General features: G+C 34.3%; 12 protein-coding genes. 3 read left to right on the top strand and 9 right to left on the bottom strand.

The features are described from left to right. Positions 1 to 3: 3 nt before the first annotated feature. The gene (gene uvrC, locus ACNRYB_RS03270; protein WP_473729214.1) at positions 4 to 1797 is read right to left on the bottom strand and encodes an excinuclease ABC subunit UvrC; all 1794 of its coding nucleotides are present in this window, start codon (positions 1795 to 1797) and stop codon (positions 4 to 6) included. A 134-nt stretch (positions 1798 to 1931) separates the two neighbouring features. On the opposite strand from uvrC, the gene ACNRYB_RS03265 reads away from it, so the two are divergent. From ACNRYB_RS03265 to ACNRYB_RS03255, 3 genes are all read left to right on the top strand, one after another. Continuing rightward, complete coding sequence (locus ACNRYB_RS03265) at positions 1932 to 2912, top strand: succinylglutamate desuccinylase/aspartoacylase family protein (RefSeq protein ID WP_473729213.1); 981 nt, start codon at positions 1932 to 1934, stop codon at positions 2910 to 2912. Next, complete coding sequence (locus tag ACNRYB_RS03260; protein ID WP_473729212.1) at positions 2899 to 3468, top strand: 5-formyltetrahydrofolate cyclo-ligase; 570 nt, start codon at positions 2899 to 2901, stop codon at positions 3466 to 3468. The genes ACNRYB_RS03265 and ACNRYB_RS03260 overlap by 14 nt, the downstream gene beginning before the upstream one ends. Before the next feature lie 299 nt (positions 3469 to 3767). Beyond that, positions 3768 to 5318: a vWA domain-containing protein gene (locus ACNRYB_RS03255; RefSeq protein WP_473729211.1), complete on the top strand. Its 1551-nt coding sequence runs from the start codon at positions 3768 to 3770 to the stop codon at positions 5316 to 5318. 87 nt (positions 5319 to 5405) lie between these two features. Here the strand turns inward: ACNRYB_RS03255 and ACNRYB_RS03250 are convergent, their stop codons facing one another. The 8 genes from ACNRYB_RS03250 to ACNRYB_RS03215 all read right to left on the bottom strand — a co-directional run bounded on the left by ACNRYB_RS03250 (position 5406) and on the right by ACNRYB_RS03215 (position 14819). Continuing rightward, positions 5406 to 6152, bottom strand: a complete 747-nt coding sequence (locus ACNRYB_RS03250) for a tetratricopeptide repeat protein (protein WP_129746659.1) — start codon at positions 6150 to 6152, stop codon at positions 5406 to 5408. An 88-nt stretch (positions 6153 to 6240) separates the two neighbouring features. Then, positions 6241 to 7983, bottom strand: coding sequence for a BatD family protein (locus ACNRYB_RS03245; protein WP_129746658.1), 1743 nt, complete (start codon positions 7981 to 7983; stop codon positions 6241 to 6243). A 109-nt stretch (positions 7984 to 8092) separates the two neighbouring features. Beyond that, positions 8093 to 8863, bottom strand: a complete 771-nt coding sequence (locus ACNRYB_RS03240; protein ID WP_473729210.1) for a tetratricopeptide repeat protein — start codon at positions 8861 to 8863, stop codon at positions 8093 to 8095. A gap of 129 nt (positions 8864 to 8992) precedes the next feature. Then, positions 8993 to 10027 carry a vWA domain-containing protein gene (locus ACNRYB_RS03235; RefSeq protein ID WP_129746656.1) on the bottom strand — a complete coding sequence of 345 codons (1035 nt, stop codon included), beginning with the start codon at positions 10025 to 10027 and terminating at the stop codon, positions 8993 to 8995. Between the two features lie 141 nt (positions 10028 to 10168). Beyond that, positions 10169 to 11170, bottom strand: coding sequence for a vWA domain-containing protein (locus ACNRYB_RS03230; RefSeq protein ID WP_473729209.1), 1002 nt, complete (start codon positions 11168 to 11170; stop codon positions 10169 to 10171). Next, entirely contained in the window at positions 11170 to 12807 is a 1638-nt protein-coding gene (locus tag ACNRYB_RS03225; RefSeq protein WP_473729208.1) for a hypothetical protein, read from the bottom strand. The genes ACNRYB_RS03230 and ACNRYB_RS03225 overlap by 1 nt, the downstream gene beginning before the upstream one ends. Before the next feature lie 63 nt (positions 12808 to 12870). Next, positions 12871 to 13734: a DUF58 domain-containing protein gene (locus ACNRYB_RS03220; RefSeq protein WP_129746653.1), complete on the bottom strand. Its 864-nt coding sequence runs from the start codon at positions 13732 to 13734 to the stop codon at positions 12871 to 12873. A gap of 80 nt (positions 13735 to 13814) precedes the next feature. Continuing rightward, complete coding sequence (locus ACNRYB_RS03215) at positions 13815 to 14819, bottom strand: AAA family ATPase (RefSeq protein WP_008465328.1); 1005 nt, start codon at positions 14817 to 14819, stop codon at positions 13815 to 13817. Positions 14820 to 14995 lie beyond the last annotated feature (176 nt).

Here is a 14995-nt window from a genome sequence, read left to right as displayed (position 1 = left end):
ACTCTAGTTGGTTTTGTAAAAGTCGACAATTTTTTTGGCTTTAGAAACACCTACAACGGCTGAAATTTCTTTTTCTGTGGCCAATTTTAATCTTTTAACACTTTTGAAATGTTGTATTAACGTAGTCATGGTTTTTTCGCCAATTCCAGGAATGCTTTCCACAGAAGAATTAAGCGCCGATTTGCTTCTTTTGTCCCTATGAAATGTGATTCCAAATCTATGCGCCTCATTTCTTAAATGCTGAATAACTTTTAATGTTTCTGATTTTTTGTCCAAATATAACGGAATTGAATCGCCAGGATAGAAAAGTTCTTCCAAACGTTTTGCGATTCCAATAATAGCGACTTTTCCTCGTAAGCCTAAATCGTCAATACTTTTTAAAGCTGCCGAAAGCTGTCCTTTTCCACCATCAATTATTATCAATTGTGGCAAAGGTTCGTTTTCTTCCAATACTCTTTTGTAGCGGCGATACACAATTTCGGTCATCGAGGCAAAATCGTTCGGACCTTCAACGGTTTTAACATTGAAATGGCGATAATCTTTTTTGCTTGGTTTTCCATCTTTAAAAACGACGCAAGCCGCAACTGGATTTGTTCCCTGAATATTCGAGTTATCAAAACATTCGATATGTCTTGGTTCAGACGGAAGACGCAAATCTTTCTGCATCTGTGCCATAATTCGGTTTACGTGACGATCTGGATCTACAATTTGCAATTGCTTTAATTGTTCTATTCGGTAGAATTTGGCATTTCGAATCGATAAATCCAGAATCTGTTTTTTATCTCCAAGTTGTGGAACGGTCACTTTAATGTTTTCGCCCAAATCCATTTCAAAAGGAACGATGATTTCTTTGGATAATAATTGAAAACGCTCGCGAAGTTCGACAATTGCTAATTCCAGTAATTCTTCATCAGATTCGTCCAATTTTTTCTTCATTTCTAAAGTGTGCGAACGAATAATCGAACCATGAGAAATCTGAAGGAAATTGACATAAGCCGCACTTTCGTCAGAAACAATCGAGAAAACATCAATATTGGTAATCTTCGGATTGATAATGGTAGATCTGGATTGATAATTTTCTAAAACTTCAATCTTTTCTTTTATTTTCTGCGCTTCCTCAAATTGTAAATTCTGGGCATAAGTATTCATTACTTTCTTAAAATCCTTCAAACTTTCTTTGAAGTTTCCTTTCAAGATTTCGCGAATCGCGTTAACCTGTCTTTGATATTCTTCCAAAGGTTCCAAGCCTTCGCATGGGCCTTTGCAATTGCCAATATGATATTCCAGGCAAACTTTAAATTTTCCGGAATTAATGTTCGATTCGCTCAAATCGTAATTGCAAGTTCGAAGCGGATATAATTCTTTGATTAAATCTAAGATGGTATGTACCGTTTTAAAACTGGTGTATGGACCAAAATATTCAGAGCCATCTTTGACCATGTTTCGAGTTGAAAATATTCTCGAAAAAGGTTCTTTTTTAATACAGATCCATGGATACGTTTTATCATCGCGAAGCAAAACATTGTATCGCGGCTGAAGTGTTTTAATTAAATTGTTTTCCAGTAAAAGCGCATCAGTTTCGGTTGGAACTACGATATGTTTTATTGTCACGATTTTTTTTACCAATACGTTGGTTTTGGCAGTGTCGTGAATTTTATTGAAATAGGACGAAACCCTTTTTTTTAAATTTTTAGCTTTTCCGACATACAAGATTTTCCCGTCTTTATCATAATACTGATAAACGCCCGGATTATCAGGCAACGTTAAAATTTGAAGATCTAAGGACGGTTTTTGCATTCTACTGTGTTTGTGAAGATGTTCGAGAAGCTTTTCAAAAACCATTCCGATTTCTTAAATAAGCTTAACATTGAATTAGTTTCAAATTTACAAAATCAAAAGAATAATTTCTATATTTAGATTTTATAATTCACATGAAAAATAGTACTCCCTTGGTCATTTTTGGCGAATCGATTTTGCCAGGAGAACATAGAACCATAAACGTCGAAATTGCTCGACTTCATACGACAACTAAGCTGAATATTCCTGTTATTGTGCGCCGTTCCAAGCATGAAGGCCCTGTTGTTTTATTTTCTGCAGGAATTCATGGGGATGAAATTAACGGTGTAGAAATTGTGCGTCAGATTATCAGTAAAAAAATAAACAGACCTGCACGAGGCACGATAATTTGCATTCCGGTTATCAACATGTATGGTTTTGTAAACAAATCAAGAGAGTTTCCTGATGGACGTGACTTGAATCGTGTTTTCCCAGGAAGTAAAAAAGGTTCGCTTGCCAGCAGATTTGCCTATCATATTGTCGAAGAAATTCTCCCGATTTTAGATTATGCTGTCGATTTTCATGCAGGTGGAGCAAGCCGTTTTAATGCGCCTCAAATTAGAATTACCGAAAATAATCCTGAATTGAAAGTTCTCGCCGATATTTTTAATGCGCCGTTTACGTTGTATTCTAAAAATATAAATGGCTCTTTTAGAAAAACTTCTGAAACGGCCAATGTAAAAATGTTGCTTTTTGAAGGCGGAAAATCATTAGACATCAATAATGAAATTGCAAATCAAGGTGTTTTAGGTACAAAACGTTTGCTTCATTATTTAGGAATGTTGGATTCTAAACAAATTATGGAACCCGCATTAACGCCTTCAATTTATATAAAACAATCCATTTGGCTTAGAGCAAAATGTTCTGGACTGCTTCATGATTTTAACTTAGTTGGGAAATTTGTAACCAAAGGCACTATCTTAGCCATTATTACAGATCCGTTTGGGAAATTTGAACAAAAAGTCAAAGCGCCGCATGATGGTTATGTAATCAATGCCAATCATTCGCCAATTGTTTATGAAGGCGATGCCATTTATCATTTATCCAAAACCCCAGACGACAATGCCGACGAGTAAAAAAGAACTTCGTATAGAATATAAAAATCTTCGTAAAGCACTTTCTTTTGATGAAATAGAAGAGAAAAGCCTTGCAATTGCCAATCAATTAATTCAAATGCCAATTTGGGATAAAACGTATTATCACGTTTTTCTTCCGATTGAAGAGCATAAAGAAGTAAATACCGAATTTATCCTGCATTTGCTTTCTGGAAAAGATAAAGAAATCCTGATTTCGAAAAGTGATTTCGAAACTAGGAAAATGACGCATTTTCTTTTAACAGATAATACTAAAATTAAAAAGAACGAATACAATATTCCTGAACCCGTTGATGGAATCGAAGTTCCGTCGTCTAAAGTTGAAGTTGTTTTTGTGCCACTTTTGGCTTTTGATATTTTTGGAAACCGAATTGGCTACGGAAAAGGTTTCTACGATAAATTTCTTGCCGAATGCAACCCCGAAACCATAAAAATTGGACTTTCTTTTTTTGAATCGATAAACCAAATTGATGACGTTTTTGAATCGGATATTAAATTGGATTATTGCGTTACGCCAGAAAAAATTTATACATTTTAATTTTGCATACTAGCGTTCAAAATTTAATGCCACAGATTAAAGGATTAAAAAGGATTAATCTTTTGGAATCATTTTAATCTGTGGCAAAAAAATCTTCACATTCAAAAAAAATATTCCACACCAAATCCCTTTAAAAATCAAGGTTTCTCATTTTATTTTCACGTAAGAAAAATATTTGTAAAAAATTTGGCACGATTTTGATACTCGAAAAATTGCAAATAATCGCCTCTAGTAAATCCGGAATGCTAGTCCTTATTTGAAGCCTATAACCTTTTATTAATTTTTTAAAAACTTACTTTATGAGAAATCTTAATTTCTTTATGATGGCATTCCTCGTACTTACTATTTTCGGCTGTAAGAAAGTTGATTATGCTACCATGGAAACTGCAGATTCTACCGCAGTTGCAGCTACGACCGATTTAATTGAAGAGGAAAATTATATTCCTGAGACCAATACAGAAAGCTATGCAGGATTAGAAGAAAATCCGTTTGAATCTCCGCTAAAAGAACCTCTTTCTACTTTTTCTATCGATGTTGATAATGCATCGTATACTAATATCCGCCGATTTATAAACGAAGGGCAGAAAGTTCCAAAAGATGCTGTTCGTGTTGAAGAAATGATCAATTTCTTTAAATACAAATATCCGCAGCCAGAGGGTCAGCATCCGTTTTCTATAAATACAGAATACAGCGATTGTCCGTGGAATAAAAACAGTCGACTGCTAAAAATTGGTCTGCAGGGAAAGAATGTTCCAATGGCAAATTTGCCAGCAACTAATTTAGTTTTTCTAGTGGATGTTTCAGGTTCGATGGATGAGCCAAACAAACTGCCGTTGCTAAAAGAATCGATGAAAGTTCTGGTAAAAGAGCTTCGAAGCATTGACAAAGTTTCGATTGTGGTTTATGCGGGATCAGCAGGAGTAGTTTTGGAGCCAACTTCTGGAGATAATAAAGATGAAATTATGGATGCTTTTGACGATTTGCATGCAGGCGGAAGCACGGCAGGAGGAGAAGGAATTGAATTGGCGTACAAATTGGCACAACAAAATTTCATCAAAGAAGGAAACAATAGAGTAGTGATAGCGACTGATGGAGATTTTAATGTTGGCGCTTCTTCTGATGATGATATGTTGAAATTGATTGAGCAGAAAAGAGAGTCTGGTGTTTTCTTGACCGTTCTTGGATTTGGAATGGGAAATTACAAAGACAGTAAAATGGAAATTTTGGCTGATAAAGGAAATGGGAATTATGCTTATATCGATAACATTCAGGAAGCGAATCGTTTTCTTGGAAAAGAATTTAAAGGATCAATGTTTGCTATCGCGAAAGATGTAAAAATCCAAATTGAGTTTAATCCAAATCATGTTCAAGCGTATCGATTGATTGGTTATGAAAACCGAAAATTGAATGCAGAAGATTTTAAAAATGATAAAATTGATGCGGGCGAATTAGGTAGCGGACATTCGGTTACGGCTTTGTATGAAATAGTTCCGGTAGGTGTAGAGAGTGATTATGTCCCTTCAGATTTAAAATATACTAAAATGTCAAAAGTTGCTGAAAATCATAGTAATGAGTTGGCAACTGTAAAATTCAGGTATAAAAAACCTGATGGCAATAAAAGCATTGAAATCGTAAATGTTATAGCAGATAAGAAAACAGACTTAGAAAACAGTTCTCCAGATTTCAAATTTACGACAGCAGTTTCTTGGTTCGGATTAAAACTTAGAGATTCAAAATACATTGCCAGCAGTTCAAGTTCGGATATTAAAAGATTGGCAAAATCTGGTTTATCAAATGATGAAGATGGTTACAGATCTGAGTTTGTTAGATTGGTGGATGCGGTGAATTAATTATTAAATTCAAAAAAAACAAGAAATCCCAAATTCCAAAACAGTAATTGGAATTTGGGATTTTTATATTTGAATTATTTCTAAACGTTATTTTACTTCTTTAATTGTTGAAGAGTCAATCCAACCTTGCGTTCCGTCTGTCAATTCAATTTTTTTCCAGCCTGCAACACTTTCTAAAACATAAACTTTTGCTCCTTCGTGCAATAAAATAATGCCATTTGAAGATTTTTCAGGTTTGTGTCGTACTTGGCTTAATTCAGAAAAAACAATGGCAACACGATCGTTTTCAAAATGACTTTTTTCAGACATTCCAGCCGAAATGCTTAACGCAAAAGCAACCAGAATGATAAACATCCCAACAAAATAAATTCTTTTTGCCAATGTAGCATTTGAAAAATAATACCCGATAAAACTCAATAAAAATACAAAACCAAGTACAACAGAAATTTTAGCCCAAGCGTTATAATCAAAAATAGAGGTAAAGTTTTGAATCAGTTTTGCAAAACCTACTTTTGGAACTTCTTTAATTTCATCAATAGTCAGTTTTTTGGCAAACTTTAAATTGTTTAAAGTCTCTGGATCGTTTGGCTTAAGAACCAATGCTTTCTCATAATTATAAATCGAAGGCGCAACCTGGTTTAGTTTGTAATAACAGTTTCCAAGATTAAAATACAATTCGGCAGATTGCAATTTATCTTCTTTTATAATGTTCTCATAAACCTGTGCCGCTTCTTTATATTGTCCTTTTTGGTACAATGCATTTCCTGCTTCAAAGCGACCTTGCGCAAAGAAAACCTGCGAGATGAATAAAAAGAGATATAGTATGTTTTTCATTTTCTTTTTTAATAAGATTTTCAACTTTGCGAACTTAAATTCGACTCAATCTAAATCAATTTTCTTAGCGAACTTTGCGGTAAAAAAATTAAACAATCTGTTTTTCTAATTCAGAAATAATCATAACAGCCTTATCATAATCCTGCTGAATTGAAGCGCTCGATGCTGGTGCATAACGTGCAAATTCGCAGTTTTCAGTCAAAGCAATAAAATTCTGAACCGTTTCTGCATTTGCATTTCTAGACAACAGCAATTCTCTAATATTGTCTTTACTCATTTCTGAAGTTTCAATATGCAGTTTTGCTTTCAAGAAATTGTGCATTGCTTTTTCAAGTGCAATATAGAAAGGCTCTTTATTGTTAAGATGTTTCTTCGCTTGCGATAAATATTTCTTCGCCAGTTTATTGTTCATTCTAATTCTATTTCCAGTAACATCACTATCCATAGCTTCTTTTTTCTTTCTAGCTAAAATGATAATCGGAATAATGATGAATGGAGCAAACAATAATCCTAAATACAGATTTGAATCATAAAAATCCTTTTTCTCAATAGGAATCAATGCTGTTTTAGATTTAATATTTTTGAATTGATCTGCTTTGGCCACAACATTTTTAGCTGCTCCAGTATTTGCTTCAGCAGGTGTTGGTCCGTCTAACACATCAATCATAATTTCTTTTGAAGTGATGGTTTTATAAGATCCAGTACTCAAATCAAAATACGAAAACTGCATTGGTTTGATAGCGTATTTTCCTCTGTACTGTGGTACAATCGTGTATTTGTCTGTAATTCTGCCAGACATTCCATTCAAAGAGGTAGTTACTTGCTCATCGTGAACTGGATCGTACATCTCTAATGCGTTTGGAACAACTGGTTTTGGAAGCGTAAATAACTTCATGTTTCCAGTTCCCTGAGCACTTACGATCAAGTCAAGACCCTCACCATTTTTAAGCGTTGTTTTTGATGGAGTAACGGTAAAATTGAATCGTCCGACAGCGCCAGTAAAACTTTCGGGTTTTCCAGTTTCAGGAAGTGGTTTTACGTTAATTGTTTTTGCCCCAGCAGAAACGACTTTATTACCTTCTGTTGTAATCATTTGACCAAACATGTCACGACGATTAGAAGCCATTTCTACTTCAATATCTAAAGAAAGAGGATCAATTGTCAATCTTCCAGACTTTTGCGGATATAAAACGGTTTTCATCAAGATTACAGAATAACATCTCTGACCTTTATAACTTCCTTCTTCAATCTGTAATTGCTTAATGGCTATATTCTGATTCCAGAAATCATTGTATTTAGGTTTTGCCAATTCTTTAAAACGGTTTACTCCGATATTATTAAAATATAATTTGTAAACAACTGTAATTGGTTCGTTTAAGTACGGATTTGTTTTTGAGATTTCGGCAACAAGTTCCAATAATTCATCAGGAGATCCTGGAGGTCTGTCATTTGGATCTCTTTCTTGAGCAACTGCATTGGTTACTGTAACCTTTATAGGATTGGTTTTGTAAACCTGACCATTAAATTCAATCGCAGCCTGTTTTATTGTTATAGCGCCTTTTCTCTCAGGCTGTAAGATATAAGAATATATTTTTTGAAAAGAACTGCGACCATTAATCCAAGACTGGCTAATCTGCTGGCTTGGTCCGGCAACCATTTTAAATCCATCAAAAGAAGGCTGTTCGAAATTATCTCCGTCAACATTCATGATGAAATCAATGCGAAGTCTTTCGTTTAGTCCAAGTGTATTCTTGCTGACTCTGGCTTCAAATTGCACCTGAGCCATCAGTCCTTGAAAAGTGATTAGAAATAGAATTAAATATCTTTTCATTCTTTGTTTTAGTCGTTGTTTATTTAGCTGTTAAACTGTTTAACCGTTTAATCGTTTAACTGTATATTCGATTAAACAAATAAACAATTAAACGATTAAACTCAAAATCCTACCAGTCTTTTTCTGTTTTCTTAGGATTTGCTTTTACTTTCTGAGCATTTACTTTGTCCTGAATTTTCTTTTCTTCATTATTTACCGCATCTAACAAATTCTGAACACGCTCTTTTGATATTCCGCCAGGCTGTGGTTTTGGCTGTCCTTGGTTGTCAGACTTATCATCTTGTTTAGGATCATTTTTACCGTCTTTTTTGTCTTTGTCCTGGTCGCCTTTATCGTCTTTCTTATCTTTATCCTTGTCTTTATCTTTATTGTTGTCCTTGTTTTTGTCTTTATTTTTATCCTTATCCTTGTTTTTGTCCTTGTTTTTATCTTTATTCTGATCGTTTTTAGGAGGATTTTCTTTTAGTTTTTGTTTGGCGTAAGCATAATTGTAACGCGTTTCTTCATCGGTTGGATCGTTACGAAGTGCTTGTTTGTAAGCTTCAACTGCCTGTGTGTAATCTTTCTCTTTCATGAAAGTATTTCCAAGATTATGATAAGCCTTGTGTTTTTCAGGTCTTGTTTTGGCATTTTTTATCGCTTTCGCGTAAGCAAATTTAGCTTCCGAAATCTGATTTTGTCTATAAATGGTATTACCTAAATTATAGGCCGCTGCTGATTTTTTAGGAAATTTTGATTCCGAAATTCTATAGTTTGCCTCAGCATCAGTAAATTTATTCTGTTTATATTCTTCATTCCCAGTAGGCAATGTTTTGTCTTTTTCTTGAGCAGAAACTGCAAAAGAAACCGTTAGTAAAATATAAAGAAGTAAATTTTTCATTCTAGTTTTATTTTTTTTCGCCACGAATTTCGCTAATTGGCACTAATTTATTTTGTTATTTTCTTTTTGAATTTCACCAAAAAAGCAATTGTTTTTCGTGTAAATTCGAGCAATTAGTGGCTAACTTTTTTATTTCTTTTCATTAAATAAATCCAACTCTTTGATCCAGTTTGTTTTTCTTTCTAATAAGAAAATGTCTAGGAAAAGCAATAAAAACGCAAATCCGATAAACCATTGAAACTGCGATTGAAATTCGGCCATTTGTGTAGCTTCAAATTCTGTTTTCTGAATATTGTTTAAAGCATTTTTGACATATTCTAAAACCTCTTTCGTGCTTCCGCCGTAAACATAACCACCTTTTGTTGCTTTTGCAATTGTTTTTAAACCTTCTTGGTTTAATTTGGTGATTACTGTTTCTCCGTTTTGATCTTTCTGATAACCTCTTACAACGCCATTTTCTTTTAACGGAATTGTTCCTCCTCTTTCTGTTCCAACACCAATTGTGATGATTTTCATTCCCAATTTATTGGCCTCTTCTGCCGCAGCAGCTGCGCCTTCAGAATGATCTTCTCCATCAGAAATCAGAATTAATAATTTGCTGGTTTTGCTTTTTTCATCAAAATAAGTCGAAGACAATTTAATCGCTTCATCCAAAGACGTTCCTTGAGATGAAACCATTCCTGGACTCATGCTCTGCAGAAACATTTTAGCAACGCTGTAATCTGATGTGATTGGTAAAACAGGAAAAGCACTTCCTGCATAAGCTACGATTCCGATTCTATCACTTCCTAAATTGTTGATGATCTGTGAAACTAACTGTTTGCTTTTATCCAAACGGCTTGGAACAACGTCTTCGGCAAGCATACTTTTAGAAACGTCGACAGCAAAAACAATATCAATACCTTCTCGTTTTACGGTTTCCATTTTAGTTCCGATCTTCGGATTAACTAAACCGATAATCAAACACGTAAGTGCCAGAAGAATCACTACGATTTTTAAAACAGGTTTGAAAACTGATTTTTCAGGACTCAGCCTTTTTACCATTTCCAAATCACCAAATTCGCGTTGCGTTCTTCTTTTCCAATACATATTGAAAAGAAAAATACACACCACAATCGGGATTAGTAATAAGAGATATAAATATTTTTTTTCGTCTAATTCCATAAATATTTTTAAAATTCCAATCTCAAATAATGCTGAGATAAATTCCAAATTCCAAACTTGTTTTTAAACTCCAATTTTAAAAATTCCAAATTCCATTTTGTTATTTGGAACTTTATTTTTGGAATTTTTTGATTTGAAAAATCAAATGAAGCTTCTGTAAACTGTATTTCTTAATCCAACTTCTAATAACAGTAAAAAGCCTGCAAATAAAACAAAAAACCTGTACTTTTCATCATAATCATAGAATTTCAATTCCTGAATTTCTGTTGTTTCCAGTTTATTGATCGAGTTGTATATTTCTGCTAATTTATCATTGCTAGTAGCCCTAAAATACGTTCCGTCTGTTTTACGAGCAATACTTTTCATCAATCTTTCGTCGATTTCAACTTTTTGCATTTTGAATAAGAAACCTCCGTTTGGCGCATAAGCATATGGTGATTCTGCCATTCCGTTTGTACCAAGACCAATTGTATATACTTTTATTCCGTATTGTTTCGCAATGTCGGCTGCAGTTTCTGGTTCTATAAATCCGGCATTGTTTACACCATCGGTAAGAAGAATGATAACGCGGCTTTTTGCTTTACTATCTTTCAGACGATTTACAGCAGTTGCCAATCCCATTCCAATTCCTGTTCCGTCTTGCAAAACATTATCATATTTAATGCCTTTTATGGCTTCAAGAATAATGGCTTTATCGCTTGTAACGGGCGTTTTGGTATAAGCTTCAGAAGCGTATAAAACCAAACCAATTCTGTCGTTTGGTCTTTCTCCAACGAAATCTGCAGCAACTCTTTTTAAAGCTTCCATACGGTTTGGCTTTAAATCTTTTGCCAGCATAGAACCAGAAACGTCAATTGCCATTACGATGTCAATTCCTTTTGTCGTTTTTGTCTGGTTGCTAATGTCTACTGTTCTTGGTCGAGCCAAAGCTATAATCAAAGAACATAAAGCCAAAATTCTAAAAACGTAAAGAGCAGGTTTAAACTTGGTCCAAAACGATTCGCTGTTTTGAAATCCTGCTGTCGAACTCATTTTTAAGGTAGCCGATTGCTGGTTGCGTTTCCAGAAAAACCAGATTATTGCAATCGGAATTAATAGAAACAACCAAAGAAATTCTGGATTTAAAAAAGTGATCTTACTCATTAGTTGTTTGCTCTTTGAAGTTCAACAGAATTTAATATTCGAGTTGTAATCTCGTTTGCATAAGTATCGCCTTCTTCATGTAAAATCAAAATTTGCTGTAAACCTTGATCTTGTTTGAAAAGCAATAATTCATAATATGCTTTTGTACTCGTTTTGGTTGCCGGATTCAAAACAGTCATTGTTCCGTAACCTTTTATTCCCTGAATACCTTCGTTTGTTCGAAAATCTTCTTGTTTGACAATAATATTTTGTCCGCCTTGAGCCTCAATGATTTTTAGAGTTCCTTCAAGGGTTTTGCTTAAGTCAATATCGGTTGGCTGTTTGAATTTAGACGTAGAAACCGTTACATAGAAATTGTCAATCATGCTTCCATATGCAAAAAGCTGCATTTCTTTGATAAGAGCCATAGCTTCTTTTGGAAGTACTTTTTGCGCATCCATTCTTTTTAAAACCTTTGGAGTTTCAATAATAATGGCTGGACTTCCGTAAGCACTTTTTACCCATTCGCCTTCTAATAATTCTTTAGATGGATGGCCAATTATATTGTCTTTTACATAATTGAATCCCTTGGTAACAATAAAGAAAGTTGTTGTAGCAAACAATAATAGTATGACAGCTCCAACTGCATAACCAATTCTTGCATTGCGCTGTTTTTTCAACTGTGCCTGAATTTGTTTTTGTCTTTGCGCTTCGTTTAGTAGCTGATCTTCTATATCCTCAGGAACTTCTGTCGGAATAGCATTGTCAAGCGTTAAAATTACTTTCTGAATTTTATTTCTATCCTCAGTAATTTCAAAATCAAGCGGTTTTGATTTTGCAAATTTTACCAAATCGGCCTGACGTAAAACACGTTCGAGATTTTCAACCGTTTCAGGCGTAAGCGTCATTTTCTTTTGTGTCGATGCTACTCTGATAGCCTGAATTAACTCAGAAGTTGTACTTTCCATTGCTGGAATATGAATGGCTTCTTCGATATAATTTCTAGCGATATCAGTTAATTCGCTGTAGTATTCTTTAATTTCACCTTTTTGAACCAGTTCTTTTTGCTCTAAGTTGTTTAATAAACTAGTTGCTTTTTCAATTGGTGTTTTATAAACTTCTTCTTCGATTTTTTTCAGCTGGCGTTTTTTAACATACCAATAAACAAAAGCTCCGATTCCGATAATAGCTAAAACAATTAAAACGTAAATCCACCAATTTCCCATTCCTTCATCAGCCGAAGCAATATCTTTGATGTCATACATTTTCTGCTGTAAAGTGTCCACTTTTACGTTGGCAACTTCAACTTTAATAGAGTCACTATAAAAAGGCTTTTTGTCTATTAAAATCTTAATGCTAGGAATTGTATAACGTCCAGAATCAAACTGTGTTAAACCATATTTTTTTATGAGTTCGTAATTAGTAGCGTCTTTCTTAACCGTATCGATTGGATAAGACTCAATTACTTCTAACGGACCAATATTTTTAAGTTTTGGGAATTCAACTTTTGCTGTTGAAGATACAACTGTTTTCAGGGTCAGTTTGAACTCTGCACCAATCTTATTTTTGGTGGTGTCAATACTTGTTTCTACTTGTTTTTGCTGTGCAAAAATCATGGTAGAAAAAAGCAATAAAAATATATAAAGTTTAAATTTCATTTGATTAACGATTGTTGATTTTAGATTAACGATTTTTGATTTGTTAATCAAAATTGCCAAATTTTATCGTGATTTGAAATAGCCTAATAGTTTAGTAACGTAATTTTCGTCTACTCTGGTATTTACAATTCCAGCTCCAGATTTACGAAAAGTATCTTTAAAGTAATTTAGTTTCTCCTGATAATGCTTCTCGTAATTCATGCGAACCACTTTGGAACTTGTATCAACCAATTGAATTTTTCCGGTTTCGGCATCCAACATATTTACCATTCCTAAATTTGGAATTTTTTCTTCGCGAATATCATACACGCGAACACCAGTAATGTCATGTTTTTTTGAAGCGATTTTTAATGTATGTTCGTAAGAATCAGACATAAAATCGGAAATCATAAAAATGATGGCTTTCTTCTTTTGAGTTCCAGATAAGAATTTTAAAGCTTGAGCGATGTCTGTTTTGTGACTTTTTGGTTCAAATTCGATCAATTCACGAATGATACGCAGTACGTGTGAACGTCCTTTCTTTGGTGGAATATATAATTCTACGGTGTCAGAAAATAAGATTAAACCAATTTTATCATTGTTTTGTGTAGCCGAAAAAGCCATCGTTGCCGCAATTTCGGTTACGATGTCTTTCTTGAATTGATTTTTAGAACCAAAAGATTCCGAACCCGAAATGTCGACCATTAAAACCATAGTCAATTCGCGTTCTTCTTCAAATACCTTAACATGAGCTTCGTTGTAGCGTGCGGTTACATTCCAATCGATGTTACGAATATCATCTCCGTATTGGTATTGACGCACCTCGCTAAACGTCATTCCTCGTCCTTTAAATGAAGAGTGGTATTCTCCCGAAAAGATATGATTACTCAGCCTTTTCGTTTTGATTTCTATTTTCCGTACTTTTTTTAAAAGCTCTTTTGTATCCATTTTTGATTTGGTTTATGGTTTATGGTTGTTGGTTGATGGTGTATGAACCATCAACCAAAAAACTATCAACCATCAACTTTTTAAGGTACTTCAATCTCGTTAACGATTTTGTTGATAATGTCTACAGAAGTAATGTTTTCTGCTTCCGCTTCGTACGTAATTCCAACTCTGTGACGTAACACATCGTGAACAACGGCACGAACGTCTTCTGGAATTACATAACCACGACGTTTGATGAAAGCATAACATTTAGCGGCATTAGCCAAGTTGATACTTCCACGAGGAGAAGCTCCAAAACTGATAAGCGGTTTTAAATCGGCTAATTTGTATTTTTCTGGATAACGAGTAGCAAAAATGATATCCAAGATATATTTCTCAATTTTTTCGTCCATATAAACTTCACGAACCGCTTCTTGCGCACGTAAAATCTGGTCAACAGAAACCACTGGGTTTACTTTTTCGAAAGATCCTTTTAAGTTTTGACGAATTACAAAACGTTCTTCATCAATTTTTGGGTAATCAATAACGGTTTTCAACATAAAACGGTCAACTTGTGCTTCAGGAAGTGCATAAGTACCTTCTTGCTCAACAGGGTTTTGCGTTGCTAATACCAAGAACGGACGATCTAATTTGAAAGTTGAATCACCAATAGTAACTTGTTTCTCCTGCATCGCCTCCAAAAGTGCTGATTGAACTTTTGCAGGAGCACGGTTAATCTCATCGGCAAGTACGAAATTGGCGAAAATCGGTCCTTTTTTAATTGAGAACTCGTTTGCTTTAATGTTGTAAATCATGGTTCCGATAACATCGGCAGGCAATAAATCTGGCGTAAACTGGATACGGCTGAAAGATCCTTGAACCGCTTGAGAAAGCGTGTTGATGGCTAAAGTTTTTGCCAGACCAGGAACTCCTTCCAATAAAATATGCCCTTGTCCAAGTAATCCGATCAATAGACGCTCGACCATATGTTTCTGACCCACAATAACTTTGTTCATTTCCATTGTAAGAAGGTCTATAAAAGCACTTTCTCTTTCAATTTTTTCATTTATCGCTCTAATGTCTAAAGTCGTTGTATTTTCTTCCATATAAATATTTTTAAAACCTTGATTTTTACGCCTAATTTTTGAGAGTGCAAATTGAATATTTTTTGAGAAGTAAGATGTTAAAGAATGGTTAAAACTTCGACCAATGACCTAATTTTAAGGACTAATTGTGAATCTATTTTTATATTTTTAAGAACTTTGATGATTATGTTTTATAA

It is taken from the genome of Flavobacterium sp. CR10, from assembly GCF_055814415.1.
This window is presented reverse-complemented; position numbering and strand designations above follow the sequence as displayed.